Origin of the sequence: Arthrobacter sp. 131MFCol6.1, from assembly GCF_000374925.1 — a bacterium.
In the GTDB taxonomy this organism is placed as follows: Bacteria; Actinomycetota; Actinomycetes; order Actinomycetales; family Micrococcaceae; genus Arthrobacter.
In genome coordinates this window covers 103,320-123,260 of the sequence record NZ_KB895544.1, presented here as the reverse complement: position 1 = coordinate 123,260, position 19,941 = coordinate 103,320, and the positions used below count along the sequence as shown (strand labels likewise).

21 protein-coding genes are annotated in these 19,941 nt (G+C 67.8%); 14 read left to right on the top strand and 7 right to left on the bottom strand.

Going from position 1 to position 19,941, the window contains the following annotated elements:
* Nucleotides 1–22: 22 nt before the first annotated feature.
* From C566_RS22385 to C566_RS0110510, 5 genes are all read right to left on the bottom strand, one after another.
* On the bottom strand, nucleotides 23–655 hold the full coding sequence (locus C566_RS22385) for a DUF4232 domain-containing protein (protein WP_026266583.1): 633 nt from the start codon (nucleotides 653–655) through the stop codon (nucleotides 23–25).
* Nucleotides 656–797: 142 nt separating this feature from the next.
* On the bottom strand, nucleotides 798–932 hold the full coding sequence (locus C566_RS23340) for a hypothetical protein (protein WP_018774300.1): 135 nt from the start codon (nucleotides 930–932) through the stop codon (nucleotides 798–800).
* On the bottom strand, nucleotides 919–1,164 hold the full coding sequence (locus tag C566_RS0110520; RefSeq protein WP_018774299.1) for a hypothetical protein: 246 nt from the start codon (nucleotides 1,162–1,164) through the stop codon (nucleotides 919–921). The genes C566_RS23340 and C566_RS0110520 overlap by 14 nt, the downstream gene beginning before the upstream one ends.
* Nucleotides 1,165–1,322: 158 nt before the next feature.
* Nucleotides 1,323–1,910: an SRPBCC family protein gene (locus tag C566_RS0110515; protein WP_018774298.1), complete on the bottom strand. Its 588-nt coding sequence runs from the start codon at nucleotides 1,908–1,910 to the stop codon at nucleotides 1,323–1,325.
* A gap of 25 nt (nucleotides 1,911–1,935) precedes the next feature.
* Nucleotides 1,936–2,946 carry a LacI family DNA-binding transcriptional regulator gene (locus tag C566_RS0110510; RefSeq protein WP_018774297.1) on the bottom strand — a complete coding sequence of 337 codons (1,011 nt, stop codon included), beginning with the start codon at nucleotides 2,944–2,946 and terminating at the stop codon, nucleotides 1,936–1,938.
* Between the two features lie 256 nt (nucleotides 2,947–3,202).
* Here C566_RS0110510 and C566_RS0110505 point away from each other — a divergent pair, with 256 nt between their 5' ends.
* The 13 genes from C566_RS0110505 (at nucleotide 3,203) to C566_RS0110445 (ending at nucleotide 18,178) form a co-directional block, all read left to right on the top strand.
* On the top strand, nucleotides 3,203–4,747 hold the full coding sequence (locus C566_RS0110505; protein ID WP_018774296.1) for a sugar ABC transporter ATP-binding protein: 1,545 nt from the start codon (nucleotides 3,203–3,205) through the stop codon (nucleotides 4,745–4,747).
* The gene (locus tag C566_RS0110500) at nucleotides 4,744–5,790 is read left to right on the top strand and encodes an ABC transporter permease (protein WP_018774295.1); all 1,047 of its coding nucleotides are present in this window, start codon (nucleotides 4,744–4,746) and stop codon (nucleotides 5,788–5,790) included. The genes C566_RS0110505 and C566_RS0110500 overlap by 4 nt, the downstream gene beginning before the upstream one ends.
* A complete protein-coding gene (locus C566_RS0110495; protein WP_018774294.1) occupies nucleotides 5,783–6,865 on the top strand; it encodes an ABC transporter permease in 1,083 nt (360 codons plus the stop codon). Before C566_RS0110500 ends, C566_RS0110495 begins: the two co-directional genes overlap by 8 nt.
* A gap of 80 nt (nucleotides 6,866–6,945) precedes the next feature.
* Entirely contained in the window at nucleotides 6,946–8,013 is a 1,068-nt protein-coding gene (gene rhaS, locus C566_RS0110490) for a rhamnose ABC transporter substrate-binding protein (RefSeq protein WP_018774293.1), read from the top strand.
* A gap of 190 nt (nucleotides 8,014–8,203) precedes the next feature.
* Nucleotides 8,204–9,652, top strand: coding sequence for an L-fucose/L-arabinose isomerase family protein (locus tag C566_RS0110485; protein WP_018774292.1), 1,449 nt, complete (start codon nucleotides 8,204–8,206; stop codon nucleotides 9,650–9,652).
* Nucleotides 9,649–10,032, top strand: coding sequence for an L-rhamnose mutarotase (locus tag C566_RS0110480; RefSeq protein WP_018774291.1), 384 nt, complete (start codon nucleotides 9,649–9,651; stop codon nucleotides 10,030–10,032). The genes C566_RS0110485 and C566_RS0110480 overlap by 4 nt, the downstream gene beginning before the upstream one ends.
* On the top strand, nucleotides 10,029–11,195 hold the full coding sequence (gene rhaI / locus C566_RS0110475; protein WP_018774290.1) for an L-rhamnose isomerase: 1,167 nt from the start codon (nucleotides 10,029–10,031) through the stop codon (nucleotides 11,193–11,195). The genes C566_RS0110480 and rhaI overlap by 4 nt, the downstream gene beginning before the upstream one ends.
* Before the next feature lie 3 nt (nucleotides 11,196–11,198).
* The gene (locus tag C566_RS0110470; protein ID WP_018774289.1) at nucleotides 11,199–13,235 is read left to right on the top strand and encodes a bifunctional rhamnulose-1-phosphate aldolase/short-chain dehydrogenase; all 2,037 of its coding nucleotides are present in this window, start codon (nucleotides 11,199–11,201) and stop codon (nucleotides 13,233–13,235) included.
* On the top strand, nucleotides 13,232–14,767 hold the full coding sequence (locus tag C566_RS0110465) for a rhamnulokinase (protein ID WP_018774288.1): 1,536 nt from the start codon (nucleotides 13,232–13,234) through the stop codon (nucleotides 14,765–14,767). Before C566_RS0110470 ends, C566_RS0110465 begins: the two co-directional genes overlap by 4 nt.
* The gene (locus C566_RS0110460) at nucleotides 14,764–15,567 is read left to right on the top strand and encodes a (Fe-S)-binding protein (protein WP_018774287.1); all 804 of its coding nucleotides are present in this window, start codon (nucleotides 14,764–14,766) and stop codon (nucleotides 15,565–15,567) included. The genes C566_RS0110465 and C566_RS0110460 overlap by 4 nt, the downstream gene beginning before the upstream one ends.
* Nucleotides 15,564–17,132 carry a LutB/LldF family L-lactate oxidation iron-sulfur protein gene (locus C566_RS0110455; protein WP_018774286.1) on the top strand — a complete coding sequence of 523 codons (1,569 nt, stop codon included), beginning with the start codon at nucleotides 15,564–15,566 and terminating at the stop codon, nucleotides 17,130–17,132. Before C566_RS0110460 ends, C566_RS0110455 begins: the two co-directional genes overlap by 4 nt.
* A complete protein-coding gene (locus tag C566_RS0110450; protein ID WP_018774285.1) occupies nucleotides 17,129–17,770 on the top strand; it encodes a LutC/YkgG family protein in 642 nt (213 codons plus the stop codon). The genes C566_RS0110455 and C566_RS0110450 overlap by 4 nt, the downstream gene beginning before the upstream one ends.
* 141 nt (nucleotides 17,771–17,911) lie before the next feature.
* Nucleotides 17,912–18,178 (top strand): hypothetical protein, encoded by a 267-nt coding sequence (locus C566_RS0110445; RefSeq protein WP_018774284.1) that lies wholly within the window; start codon nucleotides 17,912–17,914, stop codon nucleotides 18,176–18,178.
* Between the two features lie 43 nt (nucleotides 18,179–18,221).
* Here C566_RS0110445 and C566_RS0110440 read toward each other — a convergent pair whose 3' ends face one another.
* The gene (locus C566_RS0110440; protein ID WP_155846858.1) at nucleotides 18,222–18,530 is read right to left on the bottom strand and encodes a hypothetical protein; all 309 of its coding nucleotides are present in this window, start codon (nucleotides 18,528–18,530) and stop codon (nucleotides 18,222–18,224) included.
* Between the two features lie 97 nt (nucleotides 18,531–18,627).
* Here C566_RS0110440 and C566_RS22715 point away from each other — a divergent pair, with 97 nt between their 5' ends.
* Complete coding sequence (locus C566_RS22715) at nucleotides 18,628–18,810, top strand: hypothetical protein (protein WP_155846857.1); 183 nt, start codon at nucleotides 18,628–18,630, stop codon at nucleotides 18,808–18,810.
* A 38-nt stretch (nucleotides 18,811–18,848) separates the two neighbouring features.
* Here the strand turns inward: C566_RS22715 and C566_RS0110435 are convergent, their stop codons facing one another.
* Nucleotides 18,849–19,454, bottom strand: a complete 606-nt coding sequence (locus tag C566_RS0110435; RefSeq protein ID WP_018774282.1) for a dihydrofolate reductase family protein — start codon at nucleotides 19,452–19,454, stop codon at nucleotides 18,849–18,851.
* Between the last annotated feature and the right edge of the window lie 487 nt (nucleotides 19,455–19,941).

The window sequence follows — 19,941 nt, the reverse complement described above, 5'->3', positions numbered from 1 at the left end:
AGCAGAGACGCCGGGACCGGCGTTACTTGGGCTGGAAGGCACCGATGGTCAGCAGGTTGATCTCCGTGTTGGTGCAGGCGTCCAGTGGCTGCGGGATGAACAGCGACGCGGTGTCGTTGGGCGGGTAGACCCGGAATCCTGCCGCCGGCGTCTGGGTGCAGTCCGGGTAGTTGGCGGCCTGGGTGTAGCGCAGTGTGGCAGTGCCCGCCTTGCCCGGGGCAAGCGTGACGTCGGTGACCGGGCCCGAATCGTCGCGTGTGGCGGCAGCGCCGATCGGCTCACCGTCGGCCCCTGCTGTGAGGGAGACGCCAGCGAAGCCCTTCAGCAGGCACGGTGCGGTGCCGGAGTTGGTCAGGATCAGCTGCATGTAAATGCTGCCGGCCGCGCCGCCGCCCGTGGCGTCGGTGGTGCCGGTCAGGCTGGCGGCCTTGCACAGCTCGGGGCCGCCCTTGGCGCTGGATGGTGCGGCGGCCGCAGGGGATTCCGGCGCGGCGTCAGACGTCGCGGGCGGCTGGCTTGTTTCGGTGGCAGACGGGCTGGCCGGGGACGTGGCCGACTGGGCCTGCGTCGAGCTGCCCCCGCAACCGCTGAGAAGGAGGGCCACCGCGGCAGCCGTTGTCACAACCAGTGCGTGCTTCATTCGCTGAGACCTCATGGCTCAACCATTATGCCCGCCGTTGCCTTAGTCAACGATGCCACCGCGACGGAGCCCGATTGATGTCCGGATTGTGATTTCCCGGGCGTCGGCCGAGGTCAACTGCGGTGCGTGCTGTTTCCCGGAGCCGGAGCCGCTTTCCTTAGTCGGTCTCGGGTCCCGAGCAGTAGTGGCAGTCGTCTGGGCAGGAAGCGGCCCAGGGGTCCGTCCCGGCCGCGGAGCCGGACAGGATTTCCGGCTGCCGCGACAGGGCCGTCGGCCGGTCAGTTGCCAGCATGGCCGGCTCCTTCGGGGTCTGCCACGCTCAGTTCGAAGCCGTCGGCAACGTGGAACAGCTGCCGGTGCCCGCCGTCGGAGAGCACCCATACGACGTCGCCGTCGGGCGTGCGGTTATCGACGAGGCCCGCGTGCTCAAGGCGTCCGCCCCGGTGGAGGTGGACGGCGTCGCCGATCTCGACGTCGTCCCAGTGGGTGGCGCTGCCGGAGGGCCGGTTTTTCTGCAAGGTCATGAGGAGTCCTGAACGGTCACGGGAAACGAGGATGTGACTTAGCTAACCGTGGAATGCCCTCTGGCCTCAATGGTCAATTGTATGAGTCACCCCCGTCCCGTTGTGCACAAGTCCAAGGGCGGAGGGCCCGGGCAGGCGTCCGGACGCTAGGCGGCCGGCTACGTATCTGTGCGGGCTGCGCGCCGGCTCAGCCAGGCAAAGGTGGGCGGCGGCGGCGGTGGAACAGCCGGCGCCCCGGGCGCGGTGCTCCCCGCGGTGCTCCGCGCTGCCGCGCGGCGCCGGCGCAGCTCCAGGGCGAGGCTCTCCTGGCCGCGGGCCATCGCCCAGCGGTGGTTAGCGGCGAAGGCCGGCTTCAGCAGCCAGCTCAGCCGCCGCAGCAGGGGCTTCGCGGCACGGACGTGCCAGTCGTAGGTGATGACCGTTTCCGGTCCGTCCACTTCAAAGCTCCAGCGGCCGGTGCCGTTGAGGTCGCCGGCCGCGGTGAGGGCGAAGCCGCGTGGCGTGATTGGCTCCGTGACCGTCAGGGTCCAGCGGAGCGTATAGGGCAGCCAGCCTTTCGTGTGCAGACGCGTGGGGCGCGGAATGCCGGGCAGGGGTTCGGGAACGCCGGCCACCGGCTCGGCGCTGAGGTAGACGGACGGCCACCACAGGGGCAGGGTGGTGGCGTCGCCAAGGGCGGCCACGACCTCTTCCGGCGTACCCGCGACCCGCCAGACGGTCCGGAACTGATAATCTGTGCTGCCCATCGGGGCCTCCTTTCAGCCCTGCTTTTTAGCCCTGCGTGGAGGCCCTCACTATCAATTCGGGCGGGAAGACCACCTGGCTGGGTGCAAAGCCATCCTCGGACTCCGCTTCCCGGAGCAGCAGTTCCAGGGCGGTGGAGCCGATGAGGGCGCTGGGCTGCCGGATCGAGGACAGCGGTACGACGGCGGCGGCGGCGAACTCGATGTCGTCGTAGCCGATCAGCGCAATCTCCTGCGGTACTTTGACGCCGCCCATGAGCATCAGCCCCTGCAGGGCACCCACGGCAAGGAGGTCGTTGGCCGCAAATATCGCATCCGGGCGTTCGGCTTCCGGGCGGGACCGGATGGACTCGCCGGCCGCCCGGCCCGAAAGTACGGTCAGGGATTCGGTGGCGATGACCTCGAGGGTTGCACCCGCAACGGCGTCGATGGCCTTCCGCGCCCCTGCCAAACGGTCCGCGACCTGCCGGATGCTGGCCGGGCCTCCGACGAACGCGATCCGCCGCCGGCCCAGCGACAACAGGTGGGCCGCAGCCATCTCCCCGCCCGCCAGGTCATCCACGGCCACGGAGGAGAAGCTCTTGTTCTCGGTCTGCCGGTCTACGAGCACCGTCGGGATGCCCCGGCGCCGGAGCTGCTCCAGCCGGGGAATCACATTGCCTACCGGGGACAGCAGCACGCCCCGCACGCGCTGCTGTTCGAAGAGATCCAGATAGGCCGATTCCCGGCCCTCGTCCTCGTTGCTGTTGCCGACGAGGACGGTGAAGTTCTCCGCGGCGGCGCGGTCCTCCGCGCCCCTGGCCAGATCCGAGAAGAAGGGGTTGGCAGCGTCCAGAACCACCAGGCCGATGCTGTGGCTCATTCCCGCGCGCAACTGGCGCGCGGCGTCGTTCCGGACGAAGCCGAGTTTGTCGATGGCGGACTGGACCCTGAGGGTGACTTCCGCGGAAACTTTCTGTGGCCGGTTCAGCACATTGGAGACCGTTCCCACCGAGACGCCGGCCAGTGCCGCGACGTCTTTGACGCTCGCTGAAACCATTTTCCTGTGCTCCTGAAGTGGGCGCCGCAGCCTGTGGGGCAGGCGCCCGTTGGCGAACTACTGTCCTCAGGATACCCGTCCGGGCCTGTTTTGAACCCTTTCATTGAAACGAATCAAAAACAGCGCCGGAAACGCCTGGCGCCAGTTGACGTGTTGATTTGAAGACCCTATGATTCAAATCACAACTCGTTATGAAACGATTCATTGCGTGTTCACTAGGCACAGTTCACTAAGCCCCAAAGGTGCGGTTAATTTTATGCAGCAGACACACAGTTCCCGGTCCGGCCCCTCCGAGGGGGAGCAGGTTCCGGTTCTCTCGCTCTCCCACGCAGCCAAGACCTTTGGCCCGGTGGTCGCCTTGGCCGACGGCACCATCCACATCGAGGCGGGCGAGATCCACGCACTGGTCGGGGAGAACGGCGCCGGCAAGTCCACGCTCGTGAAAATCCTCGCCGGCCTGCACCACCCCGATTCCGGCGACTTCCAGGTGGCTGGGCACACCGTCCAGTTCCGCAACGTTGCCGAGAGCAAGGACGCCGGAATCTCCGTCATCTACCAGGAACCGACGCTCTTCCCGGACCTGAGCGTCGCGGAGAACATTTTCATCGGCCGCCAGCCCAAGGGCCGCTTCGGGCTCATCAGCAAGGCGACCATGGTCAGGGAGGCGCACAAGCTGTTCGAGCGGCTTGGGGTTCCGATCGACCCGACCCGCATCGCGGAGGGCCTGTCCATCGCGGACCAACAGATCATTGAAATCGCCAAAGCCATTTCGCTGGACGCCAAAGTCCTGGTGATGGACGAGCCCACGGCAGCCCTTAGCGGCGTCGAGGTGGACCGGCTGTTCTCCGTGGCCCGGAGCCTCCGGGACCGCGGGACCGGCATCCTCTTTATTTCGCACCGTTTCGACGAGGTCTTTGACCTGTGCGACCGCATCACCGTCATGCGGGACGGCCGGTACATCTCCACCCACCGCACGGCCGACGTCACCGTCGACCAGATCGTTCGCGAGATGGTGGGCCGCGACATTGGCGCCCTGTTCCCCAAGACCCCGGCCGAGATCGGCGGCGTCGTCCTGAAAGTGGACGGCCTCAGCCGCGCCGGAGTGTTCCGCGATATCAGCTTCGAGGTCCGCGCCGGGGAAATCGTTGCCCTGGCCGGCCTCGTCGGCGCCGGCCGCACCGAGGTGGCCCGCGCCGTGTTTGGAATCGACCCTTACGACGCCGGCGCCATCACCTTCGACGGACGCACGCTCAAGCCGCGCAATCCCCAGGTGGCCATCACCGCCGGCATGGGCTTCGTCCCGGAGGACCGCCGCAAGCAGGGCCTGGTGATGGACCTGTCCGTGGCCCGGAACGTCACGCTCACGCTGCGTAACAAATACACGACGGCGGGGCTGATCAACGGGGCGGCCGAGCGGCGCGCCGCCCAAGAGTGGAGCAAACGGCTCCAGGTGAAGACCGGCTCGCAGGAATACGCCGTCTCCACGCTCTCCGGCGGCAACCAGCAAAAAGTGGTGCTCGCGAAATGGCTGGCCACGGACCCCCGGCTGCTGATCATCGACGAGCCCACCCGCGGCATCGACGTCGGCACCAAGAGCGAGGTCCACCGGCTCATTTCGGACCTCGCCGGGCGTGGAATCGCGATCCTGATGATCTCCTCCGAACTGCCCGAGGTCCTCGGCATGGCGGACCGCGTCCTGGTCATGCGCGAAGGCCGGATCACCGCCGAACTCGACCGCGCCGATGCGAACCCCGAATCGGTCATGCACGCCGCCACGTCTTCCGCAGGAGGAACCCTGTGAGCTCAGCTCTGGACCACAAGAACGCACCGGCGCCGGCACCCGCCGCCGGCGCCCGGAGCGCCGTCGCCTCGGTTCTGCGGATGCGCGAACTCCCTGTGCTGATCGCACTGGCGCTTCTGGTGCTCGTCACGTACCTGATCAACCCGCTGTTCCTCACCGCCCAGGGCGTGAAGGACCTGCTGCTCAACGCCACCATCATCATGATTCTGGCGGTGGGGCAGACCCTGCTGATCATCACCAGGAACATCGACCTCTCCGTCGGCTCCATGCTGGGGCTGGTCGCCTTCGGCACCGGCTCCATCTTCGCGGCCGTGCCCGACGTGCCGATCATCGCCGTCTTTGCGATCGGCATGGCCTTCGGGGCACTGCTGGGCGCCATCAACGGCGCCCTCGTCACCCTGGCCAAAGTGCCCGCCCTGGTCATCACCCTCGGAACGCTCTACGTGTACCGCGGCCTGAACAACGCCTGGGCCGGCGGCAAACAGTTCTTCGCCGGCGACCGCCCGGAGGAGTTCGGCGCCCTCTCGGTGAACACCTTCCTGGGGTTCCCCGTCATCACCCTGCTGGCCATCGTCGTCGTGATCGCCGTCGCCATCTACATGTCCGGCACCCGCCCGGGCCGTGACCTGTACGCCATAGGCTCGGACCCGGACGCGGCCACCGCCTTCGGCATCAAGGTCTCCAAGCGCGTGTTCCTGGCCTTCCTGGCCAACGGCGCGCTCGCAGGCCTGGCGGGCGTGCTCTACGCCAGCCGCTTCAATTCCGTCGGCGCCACCACCGGCACCGGCATGGAACTGACCGTCGTGGCGGCCGCCGTCGTCGGTGGCGTGGCCATCTTCGGCGGCAGCGGATCGGTGACCGGGGCCGCCCTCGGCGCCGTCCTCCTGACCACCATCACCAGCTCCCTGACCGCCCTGCGGGTGGACAAATTCTGGCAGCAGGCGATCGTGGGCGTGCTGATCCTCACCGCCATCATCATCGACCGCGTGGCCAGCCTGCGCACAGCCAAGAAACTGCGGATTAGCGAGGCTCGCAATGTCTGAAACCACGTCCACCACCAGCACGGCGCCGGCTCCCGTGGCCGACAGCACCAAGCCGCTGGCCAGCGAGCCGAAGGGCCGGACCGGCGCCGCACGGATCCTGACCGGCCGGGACGCGATCACCATCTACGCCCTGGTTGCCTTCCTGATCTACGCGGCCATCGCCATCCCGCGCTTCGCCTCGCCGGTCACCACAGGCTTCCTGCTCCTGGACGTCATCCCTGTCCTGCTGATTGCCATGCCGATGACGCTGATCATCATCACGGGCGAAATCGACCTCTCCGTGGCCAGCACCGCCGGCCTGACCAGCGCCCTGATGGGCGTCCTCTGGGCCGGCGGGATGGACATCTGGCTGGTCCTGGCGATCAGCCTGCTGGCAGGAGTTGCCGCCGGCATGTTCAACGGCTTCCTGATCGCCGTCTTGGGCCTGCCCTCCCTGGCCGTGACCATCGGCACCCTGGCGCTGTTCCGCGGCCTGGCCCTGGTCATCATCGGCGACAACGCCGTGGCCAACTTCCCGAAGGCGCTGACCGCGTTCTTCACCTCCAAACTCGGCGGCACCGGCATCCCCACGGTGATGATCGGCGTCGTCGTGGTGATGGTCTTCTTCGGCGTGCTGCTGCACCTCACGCCGTTCGGACGCGGCCTCTACGCGATGGGCTACAGCAAGGAAGCCGCCAGCTTCGTCGGGATCAATGTGGCCCGCAGCAAGTTCTGGCTCTACGTCGGATCCGGCGCCGTCTCGGCGCTCGCCGGCATCTACTGGACCCTGCGCTACACGAGCGCCCGCAGCGACAACGCCTCCGGCCTGGAACTGGCCGTCATCGCAGCCGTCCTGCTCGGCGGCGTGTCGATCTTCGGCGGCAAGGGCTCCATCCCCGGCGTCATCGCCGGCGTCCTGCTGATCGGGACGCTCAACTACGCCCTTCGCCTGGCCCGGGTGTCCGACGTCGTCCTCATCACGGTGACCGGCCTGTTGCTGATTTTCTCCGTGGTGGCGCCGAGCATCGGCTCCGCCATCAAGCAATGGCGGCACACCCGTCGCGTCCGCCGAAGTTTCACCCGCAAGGCCACCTGAAATTTGCCCACCAACACCACCACAAACCGCGCCCGCCTGGGACCGGCTGTACCGACCGCACGAAGGAAAAGGGAAGAACAATGATGTTGAACCGCAAGAACAAGGGCCTGACCGGCCGACTGGGAAGCATGGTGGCCATCACCGCCGTGGCCGCACTGGCGCTGACAGCCTGTAACAGCGGCTCGGCATCCTCCACCGATTCCAGCAGCCCCTCGGCAGGCGGCGGGGACCAAAAGATCACCTTCATCCCCAAGCAGCTGAACAACCCGTACACGGACGTCGTCCTGGGCGGCGGCAAGAAGGGCGCCACCGAGGCAGGATTCGCCTCCTCCCAGGTGGTCGGGCCGCTGGAAGCCTCCGCCTCCAGCCAGGTTTCCTTCATCAACGCCGAGACGCAGGCCGGCACGAATGTGATCGCGATTGCCGCCAATGACCCCGACGCCGTCTGCACGGCCCTCGGCGAAGCCCGCTCCGCCGGCGCCAAGATCGTCGCGTTCGACTCCGACACCAACCCCGACTGCCGCGACGTCTTCATCAGCCAGGTCGTCGCCAAGGACGTTGCCCTGATCCAGACCAAGCTGATCGCCGAGCAGATCGGCGGCAGCGGCGAGATCGCCATCCTGTCCGCCACCGCCAACGCCACCAACCAGAACGAATGGATCAAGTACATGGAGGAGGAGCTCGCCTCCAACCCCGCGTACAAGGACATCAAGCTCGTGGCCAAGGTCTACGGCGATGACAACGACACCAAGTCCTTCCAGGAAGCCCAGGGCCTCATGCAGGCCCACCCGAACCTGAAGGGCATCATCTCTCCCACCACGGTGGGCATCGCCGCCACCGCCCGGTACCTCTCAACGTCCGCGTACAAGGGCAAGGTGGCCCTCACCGGGCTGGGGCTGCCGAATGAAATGCGGCCCTTCGTGAAGGACGGCACCGTCAAGGAGTTCGCCCTCTGGGACCCGGCACAGCTTGGCTACGTTGCCGCGTTCGCCGGCAAGGCCCTCACGGACGGCAAGATCACCGGCGCCGAAGGTGACACCTTCACCGCCGGCGAGCTTGGCGAACGCAAGGTCGAAAAGGGCGGCCTCGTGATTGTCGGGCCGCCGACCGTCTTCAACGCCGAGAACATCGACAAGTACAACTTCTGATCCGTTACTGACCCATCCCGAGCGGCCGGGCGGGCCGCCGACAGCCCGCCCGGCACCTCATCCCTTCCACCCACCCCGTTCCACATCACCGGTGCCGCAGCGCCGGGCCCACGGCGCCTTCTCCACAGCCGTGCCCGGAAACCGCATTCCCGGAGCCCCAGATCCCCATTTCATGCCGGAAGGCCCCCACATGAACCAGAAACAACCGGCAGACCGGCTGCTGCAACCGCACCGGCGCCGCCCCACCCGCATCGGGCTGGTCTCCGGCGGTCTCGGCGCCTACTGGCCCCAGTTCCCTGAGCTGCTGCCGCAGCTGCGGGAGTCCGTCCGCTACGTCACCGGCCGCTTCCAGGAGCTCGACGCCGACGTCGTCGACGCCGGCTTCATCTCCGATGCGCAGGAAGCCGCAGCGGCCGGCGAAAAGCTCCGCGTCGCCGACTGCGACCTCATCGTCATCTTCCTCACCACGTACCTGACGTCCTCCATGGTCCTGCCCATCGCCCAGCGCGCGAAGACCCCCGTCCTGGTGATCGACCTGCAGCCAACCGAAGCGATGGACCACGCCAACTTTGACACCGGCAAGTGGCTGGCCTACTGCGGCCAGTGCCCGGTGCCGGAGGTCGCCAACGTCTTCCGCCGGGCCGGGATCGAGTTCCGCTCAGTCTCGGGCCACCTCAAGCAGGAGTCCGCCTGGCAGCGGATCACCGCGTGGGTCCACGCCGCCGGCGTCCGCGCCCGGCTCCGCAATGCCCGGCACGGGCTCATGGGCCACCTCTATCCGGGCATGCTGGACGTCGCCACCGACCTCACCACCGTGTCCACCACCTTCGGCTCCCATGTGGAGGTGCTGGAATTCGATGACCTCCGCGAACGGGTCAACGCCGTCACGGACGCGGAGGTGACCGAACGGCTGGGGCTCGCCCGCGAACTTTTCGTTGTGGATGACTCCGTGAACGACGACGACTTCGCGTGGGGCGCGAAGGTGTCGGTGGGACTGGACCGCCTTGTGGAGGACTTCGACCTCGACTCCGTGGCCTACTATCACCGTGGACTGGCCGGCGAACAGCACGAACGGCTCGGCGCCGGGATGATCCTGGGCTCCTCCATCCTGACGGCCCGGGGCATCCCGATGGCCGGCGAGTTCGAGCTGCGGACCTCCATTGCCATGCTGGCGGCCCAGGCGATCGGCGCCGGGGGGTCATTTACCGAGATCCAGGCCCTGAACTTTTTGGACAACGTGGTTGAAATGGGACACGACGGCCCGGCCCACCTCGCCGTGTCAGCCCAGGACCCGCTCCTGCGCGGACTCGGCATCTACCACGGCAAACGCGGCTGGGGCGTCTCGGTCGAATTCGATGTTCGCCACGGTCCCGTCACCACCTTCGGGCTCGGCCAGGATCCGGACGGAAGCTACGTGTTCGTCACGTCCGAAGGCGAGGTGGTTCCCGGCCCGCTCCTGCAGATCGGCAACACGACCTCCCGGGTGGACTTCGGCGGGGACCCCGGGCTCTGGGTGGACGTCTGGAGCCAGACCGGAATCGGCCACCACTGGGCCCTGTGCGTCGGCCACCGCGCCGCCGACATCAAGGCCGCCGCATCCCTGCTGGGCATCGAACACCGCCACGTGGTGCTCTCATGAGCACGCAACGCGTCTGCTTCCAGCTCCAGGTCAAGCCCGCGCTGATCGGGGAATACACCCGCCGGCACGCAGCCGTCTGGCCGGAGATGCTCCGGGCCCTCAAGGCCTCGGGCTGGAACAACTACTCACTCTTCCTCCGGCCCGACGGGCTCCTGATCGGCTATTTCGAAACGGACAGCCTGACCGAAGCCCAGGCCCGGATGGCAGCCACTGACGTCAACGCCCGCTGGCAGGCCGACATGGGCGGCTTCTTCGACGACCTCGCCGGAGCGCCGGACCAGGGCTTCCTCCAGCTCACCGAAATCTTCAATCTCGAGGACCAGTTGTCCGCGGCCAACGCCTCCGGGGACAACCACCAACCGCAAAAGGAACAATCATGAACACCACAGAAACGGCCCTCGGCCGCCTCGGGGAACTCGCCATCGAGGTCCCGTCCTGGGCCTACGGCAACTCCGGCACCCGCTTCAAGGTGTTCGGCACCCCCGGCACCCCCCGCACGGTCCACGAAAAGCTGGCCGACGCCGCGAAAGTCCACGAACTCACCGGACTCGCGCCCACTGTGGCGCTGCACATCCCCTGGGACAAAGTGGATGACTACGCGGCCCTGAAGGAGTACGCGGCGGACCTCGGCGTAGGCCTGGGCACCATCAACTCCAACACCTTCCAGGACGACGAGTACAAGTTCGGCTCCCTGACGTCCTTGAACCCGGCCGTCCGCCGCCGCGCGATCGACCACCACCTCGAGTGCCTTGAGATCATGAACGCCACGGGCTCGCGGGATCTGAAGATCTGGCTCGCGGACGGCACCAACTACCCGGGCCAGGACGACATGCGCGGCCGGCAGGACCGTCTGGCCGAGTCGCTGCAGGAAATCTACGCCGCCCTGGGCGAGAAGCAGCGCCTGGTGCTGGAGTACAAGTTCTTCGAGCCGGCGTTCTACCACACCGATGTTCCGGACTGGGGTACCTCCTACGCCCAGACCCTGGCCCTGGGCGATAAGGCCTTTGTCTGCCTTGACACCGGCCACCACGCCCCCGGCACCAACATCGAATTCATCGTCATGCAGCTGCTGCGCCTGGGTAAGCTCGGCTCCTTCGACTTCAACTCCCGCTTCTACGCGGACGACGACCTGATCGTCGGCGCGGCGGATCCCTTCCAGCTCTTCCGGATCATGCACGAAGTCATCCGCGGCGGTGGGTTCGGTGACGGGTCCGGCGTCGCCCTGATGCTGGACCAGTGCCACAACCTGGAGGAAAAGATCCCGGGCCAGATCCGGTCCGTGCTCAATGTCCAGGAAATGACCGCCCGCGCCCTGCTGATCGACACCGACGCGCTGGCCGAGGCCCAGCGCAGCGGCGACGTCCTGGCCGCCAACGGCATCTTCAACGATGCCTTTTACACCGATGTCCGCCCCGCCCTGGCGCAGTGGCGTGAATCCCGCGGCCTGCCCGCGGACCCGATGGCCGCCTTCAAGGCCAGCGGTTACCAGAAGAAGATCAACGAGGACCGCGTCGGCGGCCACCAGGCCGGATGGGGCGCTTAAGTAATGACCAACACGACTGTTGAAGAACTGATCTCCCGTTCCAACCGCCTCGGCGCGGACAAGCGGAACACCAACTTCGCCGGCGGCAACACCTCCGCCAAGGGCAACGCGAAGGACCCCGTGACCGGCGACGACGTCGAGCTCCTGTGGGTCAAGGGCTCCGGCGGGGACCTGGGCACGCTCAAGGCCGAAGGCCTTGCCGTGTTGCGGCTGGACCGGCTGCAGGCGCTCAAAAACGTGTACCCCGGCGTCGAGCGTGAAGACGACATGGTGGCCGCGTTCGATTACTGCCTGTTCGGCAAGGGCGGCGCCGCGCCGTCGATCGACACCGCCATGCACGGCCTGGTCGACGCCGCACACGTGGACCACCTGCACCCGGACTCCGGGATCGCTATCGCCACGGCCGCCGACGGCGAGGCCCTGACCAAGGAGATCTTCGGCGAGAAAGTGGCCTGGGTGCCCTGGCGGCGACCCGGTTTCCAGCTCGGCCTGGACATCGCCGCGATCAAGGACGCCAACCCGCACGCCGTCGGCACCATCCTGGGCGGCCACGGCATCACCGCTTGGGGCGCCACCAGCGAGGAAGCCGAAGCCAACTCGCTGTGGATCATCGAACAGGCCGAGCAGTACATCAAGGACCATGGCAAGAACGAACCGTTCGGTCCCAAGCTGCCCGGCTACGGCGCCCTCCCGGAGACCGAGCGCCGCGCGAAGGCCGCCGCCCTGGCCCCCGTGATCCGCGGACTCGCCTCCACCGACAAGCCGCAGCTCGGGCACTTCAGCGACCACCCCGCCGTCCTGGAGTTCCTGGAAAGCGCCGAACACCCGCGGCTCGGGGCCCTGGGCACGTCCTGCCCGGACCACTTCCTGCGCACCAAGGTCAAGCCGCTGGTGCTGGACCTGCCCGCCGACGCCCCGGTTGAAGACTCTGTGGCCCGGCTGAAGGAACTCCACGCTGCCTACCGCGAGGACTACCAGGGGTATTACGACCGGCACGCAACCCCGGACAGCCCGGCCCTGCGCGGCGCGGACCCGGCGATCGTGCTAGTGCCCGGCGTCGGCATGTTCTCCTTCGGCGCGAACAAGCAGACCGCCCGGGTGGCGGGGGAGTTCTACCTCAACGCCATCAACGTCATGCGCGGCGCCGAAGCCGTCTCCACCTATGCCCCGATCGAGGAAGCCGAGAAGTTCCGGATCGAATACTGGGCCCTGGAGGAAGCCAAGCTGGCCCGGATGCCCAAGCCGAAATCCCACGCAGGCCGGATCGCCCTGGTGACCGGGGCGGCGTCGGGCATCGGCAAGGCGATCGCCACCCGCTTCGCCGCCGACGGCGCGTGCGTGGTCATCGCAGACCTGAACCTGGACAACGCCCGGGCCGTGGCCGCGGAACTCGGCGGCGCCGACGTCGCGATCGGGGTCCAGGCCGACGTCACCGACGAAGCCCAGATCGCCGCCGCCATCCAGGAAGCCGTGCTGGCTTTCGGCGGACTGGACCTGGTGGTCAACAACGCCGGGCTCTCCATCTCCAAGCCGCTCCTGGAAACCACGGAAAAGGACTGGGACCTCCAGCACAACGTCATGGCCAAGGGCTCCTTCCTGGTGGCGAAGGCCGCCGCCCAGGTGATGATTGGCCAGGAGATGGGCGGGGACATCATCTACATCTCCTCCAAGAACTCCGTGTTCGCCGGCCCGAACAACATCGCCTACTCCGCCACCAAGGCAGACCAGGCCCATCAGGTCCGGCTCCTCGCCGCGGAACTGGGCGAGTACGGGATCCGGGTCAACGGCATCAACCCCGACGGCGTGGTCCGCGGCTCCGGGATCTTCGCCGGCGGCTGGGGCGCCAAGCGCGCCGCCGTCTACGGGGTGCAGGAAGAGGAGCTGGGCAAGTACTACGCCCAGCGCACACTGCTCAAGCGCGAGGTCCTGCCCGAAAACGTGGCCAACGCCGCCGCCGTGCTCACCGGCAGCGAGCTTTCCCACACCACCGGGCTCCACATCCCCGTGGACGCCGGCGTGGCCGCGGCCTTCCTGCGATGAGCACCGCAGCACCAGCGGATACCGGTGTCGACGGCGGCAGTGCTTTTGTCGCAATCGACATTGGCGCGTCCTCCGGCCGGGTCATCCTGGGCCGGGTCGCGGGCAGTCCAGGTGGGGCGAGGGCCGAGCTGGAGACCGTGCACCGGTTCCCCAACGGGGTCAAGGAGCTCGACGGCGGCCTCCGCTGGGACTTCGACGCGCTGTTCGCCGAGGTCCTCGCCGGACTCGCGGCCGCCGCCACTGCGGCCGCGGCCCGCGGCGAGAGCATCGCCAGCATCGGGATCGACACCTGGGCGGTGGACTACGGGCTGATCAACGACGCCGGTGAACTCATCGCGGCGCCGTTCAGCTACCGCGACGACCGGTCCCGTGCCGCCATCTCCCGGGTCCACGAAAAACTCGATCCGGCCCGGCTCTACGCCACCACCGGCCTGCAGTTCCTGCCGTTCAACACCATCTACCAGCTCGCCACGGAGCCGGCGCTGGAGGGGCTGCAGGCCCTGCTGATCCCGGACCTCATCGGGTTCCTGCTGACCGGCCAGCGCCGCACCGAGGCCACCAACGCCTCCACCACCGGGCTCTTCGACGCCGTCGCGGGGGAATGGGCCACGGAGTTCCTCACCGCCCTGGACCTCCCCACGAACCTGTTCCCGCCGCTGATCCAGCCCGGCGAGATCCTCGGCACCCTTCTCCCGGAGACCGCCGCACGGACCGGCCTGCCCGCCGCCACGAAGGTGGTGGCCGTCGGCTCGCACGACACCGCCTCGGCCGTCGCCGCCGTACCCGCTGGCGGCGGAGGTGCTGGCGCCGGAGGCACTAACGAGAATTTCGCCTACGTCTCCTCCGGCACGTGGTCCCTGGTCGGCGTCGAACTGTCCCACCCGGTCCTGAGCGAGGCCAGCCGGACCGCGAACTTCACCAACGAACGCGGCGTGGACGGCACCATCCGCTACCTGCGCAACGTCGGCGGCCTCTGGCTGCTCAGCGAATGCCAGCGCACCTGGGCCGCCGAAGGCTACCGGCCGGGGCTCGAGGAACTGCTCGACGCTGCCGCGACTCTTCCGCCCGGCGGGCCGGTCATCAACGCCGACGACCCCTATTTCATCGCCCCGGACAACATGCCCGAACGGATCCGGGCCGCGGTCCGCAGCACCGGCGCTGTCCTGCCGGAGCATCCCGCGCACATCGTGCGGTGCATCCTGGACAGCCTTGCCGCCGGCTACGCCCGGACCATCGCCGACGCCGAACGGCTCGCGGACGTCCGGGCCGGCGTCGTGCACATTGTGGGCGGCGGATCCCAGAACCGGCTGCTGTGCCAGCTCACCGCCGACGCCACCGGCAAACGCGTGATCGCCGGACCCGTGGAAGCCACGGCGCTGGGCAACGTCCTGGTCCAGGCCCGCGCCGCCGGCGTGCTCAGCGGCGGGCTGGGGGAGCTGCGCGCCGTGGTGCGTGCCTCCCAGCACCCGGCGGAGTACGTGCCCTCAGCCCGGGCCGCCGCCAGCCCTGTCACCAGCGGAGGTGCCCTGTGAGGATCGCACTGTTCGCCACGTGCATCGTGGACGCCATGTACCCGGCCACGGCCCGCGCCACGGTGTCCATCCTGGAACGCCTCGGCCACGAGGTGATCTTCCCGGCCGGCCAGGCCTGCTGCGGGCAGATGCACGTCAACAGCGGCTACCTCAAGGAGGCGCTGCCCGTCGTCGCCAACCATGTGAAGGCTTTCGAACAAGATGAGTACGACGTCGCCGTCGCACCGTCCGGTTCCTGTGTCGCCTCCGTGCAGCACCAGCACCCCATGGTCGCGCGCCGCAGCGGGGACGCCGGGCTGGAAGCCCGCGCGGCCGCCGTCGGGCACAAAACCTACGAGCTCTCCCAGCTCCTGGTGGATGTCCTGGGCGTCACGGACGCCGCGGCGCAGCTGGGCTCGTACTTCCCGCACCGGATCACCTACCACCCCAGCTGCCACGGCATGCGCCTGCTCCGGCTCGGCGACCGGCAGCTGGACCTGCTGCGCTCGGTCGGCGGCATCGAGCTGGCCGAGCTGCCCGAGGCCGAGCAGTGCTGCGGATTCGGCGGCACGTTCTCGATGAAGAACGCGGACGTGTCCTCGGCGATGCTGGCGGACAAGACCGCCAACATCTGCGGCACGGGCGCCGACCTTTGTGCCGGCGGCGACGCGTCCTGCCTGATGCACATCGGCGGCGGACTGTCCCGGCAGGGCAGCGGCGTCACCACGATGCACTTCGCCGAGATCCTGGCCAGCACCGTCGAGAATCCCGCCGCCGTCTCCGGCGACGTCCGCCTCACCACCGGAAGGACCGCACGATGAGCGGCACATTCCTGGGGATGCCGTCCCTGCCGGTCTTCGGCATCGGCAACCTGCACGAACACGAGCCCTTCCCGAAAGCGGCCCGCCGCGAGCTCGGCAACCCCCAGCTGCGGGCCAACCTCGGCCACGCCACCCGGACCATCCGGGACAAGCGGCTGGCCGTCGTGTCCGAACTCCCCGACTGGGAGGAGCTGCGCGAGGCCGGCCGGGCGATCAAGGAATCCGTCATGGCCCGGCTGCCGGAGCTGCTCGAGGAGTTCGAGGCGAACTTCACCGCCCGGGGCGGGACCATCCACTGGGCCCGGGACGCCGGCGAAGCCAACCGGATTGTGGCCGCCCTCATCCGCGACCAGGGCGCCACCGAGGTGGTCAAGGTCAAGTCGATGGCCACCCAGGAGATCGGCCTCAACGAATACCTCGAGGAACAGGGCATCGCGGCGTTCGAGACCGACCTCGCCGAGCTCATCGTCCAGCTGGACCACGACAAGCCCAGCCACATCCTGGTGCCGGCCATCCACAAGAACCGCAGCCAGGTCCGGGACATCTTCCTGCGCGAAATGGAGGGGGTGGATCCGGAGCTGACCAACGAGCCGGCCCGCCTCGCCGCGGCCGCCCGGGCACACCTGCGCCGCAAGTTCCTCAGCGCCAAGGTGGCCGTGTCCGGCGCGAACTTCGCCCTCGCCGACTCCGGGACCCTCGCCGTCGTCGAATCCGAAGGCAACGGGCGCATGTGCCTGACCCTGCCGGAAACCCTCATCACCGTCATGGGCGTCGAAAAACTGCTGCCGGGCTGGGAGGACCTCGAAGTCTTCATGCAGCTGCTCCCGCGGTCCTCCACGGGCGAGCGGATGAACCCGTACACGTCGCTGTGGACCGGCGTCACGGCCGATGACGGGCCGCAGAACGTCCACCTGGTCCTGCTGGACAACGGACGCAGCGCCGCCCTGGCCGACGAAATGGGCCGCTCGGCTCTGCACTGCATCCGCTGCAGCGCCTGCATGAACGTCTGCCCCGTCTACGAACGCACCGGCGGGCACGCCTACGGATCCACCTACCCGGGACCGATCGGCGCGATCCTGTCTCCGCTGCTGACTGGGATCACGGCCGAGGAAAACAACTCCCTGCCCTATGCCTCGTCCCTGTGCGGGGCCTGCTACGACGCTTGCCCGGTGAAGATCAACATCCCGGACATCCTGGTTCACCTGCGCGGCGAGGACGTGGACAGCAAACGCGACAAGCGCGGGAAGCGTGGGAGGGAGCGGCTGCCCAGCCAGATGGACCTCGGCATGAAAGCGGCCTCCTGGGCGCTGTCCTCCGGAAAGAACCTTGGCCTCGTGGAGAAGGCGCTGCCCCTGGGCCGGCTTGCCGCCGGACCGGACCGGAAAATCACCAAGCTGCCGGGCATCGCCGCCGGCTGGACCCAGAGCCGGGACATCCCCGCACCGCCGGGGCAGACCTTCCGGCAATGGTGGGACAAGGAACACCAGGCCCCGGCTGCCGGACCTGGTGCAGGGGCCGCCCCGGCTGCCGGCACCGAGGCCCCCGGCCCGAAGGAGAACCCGTGAACGCGCGCGCAGACATACTCGACCGGATCCGTTCGGCCCTCCGGGACGCACCGGCGGTACCGGAGGTGCCCCGCGACTACCGGCGCGCCTCCGAGCTGGGCGAGGAAGAGCTCATCGAACTGCTGACGGACCGGCTCCTGGATTACAAGGCGAACGTCTTCGTCGAGGAAGCGGCCGCGGTGCCGCAGCGGCTCGCGGTCCTCCTCGAGGGAACCGGCCGCTACGCCGTGCCCCACGGTCTGGACCAGGCGCTGTTCGCGGAGGCGGACGCGCACGACGCCGGCTCCGGTCGCCGCGTCACCGACGGCCCGGGGCACCGGCTGAGTGTCGACGAGCTCGACGGGATCGACGCCGTCGTCACCGGCAGCGCCGTCGCGGTCGCCGAAACCGGCACCATCATCCTCGACGCGGGCCCGGACCAGGGCCGCAGGGTCATCAGCCTCGTCCCGGACCGCCACATCTGCATCGTCAGCGCCGGGGACATCACCGCCATCCTGCCGGAGGCCCTCCGCCGGCTCGACGGCACCCGCCCGCAGACCTGGATCAGCGGCCCCAGCGCCACGAGCGACATCGAACTCGAACGCGTCGAAGGCGTCCACGGCCCGCGGACCCTGGACGTGGTGATCGTCCGGGGATAGGCGGGAGACTGGTTCCTGCTTCCCTTGTGCCAGGGGGAGCAGGGTCTCCCTGTTTGTCTTTGACCGTCCCGGGAAGTCGTTTGCCCAGATCACCCAGAAGAAACTCATGGTCTTCTCAGCGGGGAGTTGAACCATGGAGGCATGTACTTAGTCGATCCCAGAGCCTACGCATATCGCGTGATGCACCCTGGCGTTTGGTTCCGCACTGCGATCTGCCGGCACCTGGTCGCCCAAGGCCACCGGCCCACGCACGCGCGCCTGGACTATCTGGAGGCCGGCATCACGGGCAGGCTGGGCTCGGCCTATTCACGCGGCAGGGCCAAGGAACTCGAGCAGGCCTTCCGCAGCGGCGAGGTGTCCTACGAGGACGCGTGCCTGGAGATGGAGCAACTCGACGAGGAGACCTGAGCGCTTGTCCGCGCTCGCCGGAACCTCGAACACAAAACCAGGATCAGTAGCCGTACTTGTTGACCACGATCTGCACAATGTTGGTGTCGTCCTGACCGTAGTCAGTGACCGTAATGCGTACGTTCCAGCCGTCGATGACTCCAATGCCCCGGCAGTCCAGTCCGCCTGCATTGACCCTCTGCTCACGGACGCATGGCTTGTACTCCTGGGGCATCAAACCCACCTGCTGGATGTACTTCTCCAGGTCACCCTCCCGGTACTTCTGGTGAGTGTCCCAACGGTATGCGTACTGGGAACAAGGTCCATCGAGCGGGATGCACAGCGCGCTGCCCACCGGCTTCTGGGTCCTCAAGGGCTCCCATCCCGGCTCTGGTTGGAGGCGGTCGGCAATCGACTTGAGCTCAGCGACGATCTGATCGCTCTTCCACGATGCCCAAAGGAAGAAAGCAATGACAGCGGCGACCGTTCCTGCCAGCACACCGAGCCATACCTTGCGGCCCCTGCTCATTCTCTCCCCGCTCCCCACGGCGCACCTCTCTGGTAGTGAGGCCCGAAGTCCACCCGCCACAGCACTGGGCTGGTCCACCGACGGTCTCGCCGTCGCCACCGGCTACCCCGAGCCGGGTGAATGACCGTCCTGCTGCGCGGGAGGCCGGCAGTGCGGACAGAGTTAGCCGGCGCGGCGATAGCGGATGTGGGTGGCCAGCGGTGAGTGAAGCACTTCGGCCGGTTCGAAGCCGAAGGATTCAACCCCGTCGAAGATGCGCTCGCCCGAACCGAGCAGGACCGGTGCGATGTCGAGGGTGAGCTCGTCGATCACGCCGGCGATCAGTGCCTGTCGGACGGTCGAGGCCCCACCGGCGATGTCCACGCCTTTGTCCCCGGCGGCCTGGCGCGCTGCGGAGTAGGCCGCGTCGAAGCCCTCGGTGACGAAGTGGAAGGTGGTTCCGCCGCCCATCTGGATCGGGTCATGTCGGTGATGGGTCAGCACGAATACCGGCGCGTGGTACGGCGGTTCGGCTCCCCACCACCCTGTCCATTCCTCATCCCAGTCCCCGCGGATCGGGCCGAACATGTTCCGACCCATCACATACGCGCCCCGCGGACGCATGAGCCAGTCGTTCGCGACCTTGTCGGCATCGTTGGCCCGCGGGTCGCCGATGTGCCAGCGGTGCAGCTCCAGCCCCCGCTTGCCCAGAGGGTTCTCGCGGCTCTGGTCCGGCCCGGCGACGAAGCCGTCCAGCGAGATCGACATGTGGCAGGTGGTGTCCGGCACCGCGAACCTCCTGAGTGATTGCGACGTGCGTGCGGTCGTGTGGGGATTCTGGGGAGCCTAGCAGGTGATGGCATCCTCGCCAATGCCTCCAGCGCCTGGTCCCCGACGGTCTCCTCACCGGGGTGCATGGGCCGGATTGTGGGTCTCAATGTCGGTCTCGGCCTGGTTGACCAGAATCTCAGCCGCCTCGGTGCATGCGTCGATCGCAAACTGCGCGTTGCCCCGGCCTTGCTGCGGCCCAGAGGGCCCCACATGCGGTTGCCCACACCCGTTCACTAATGTTCTGTGACTGCTGCGTTACAGCGGGGGCCCCTTTTCCAGGAAAGCAAAAGCCCCGCTTCCCTTTGTAAATAAAGGGAAGCAGGGCCTTTCACGTGTGGCGGTGACGGTGGGATTTGAAACCTCTCCGGCGCCAATAGTGGCAAGGCAAAGCGCTAGATTGCGGGTATTTGAACCCCTACGGCTCAAGCCAGATGAATGTGGCAGT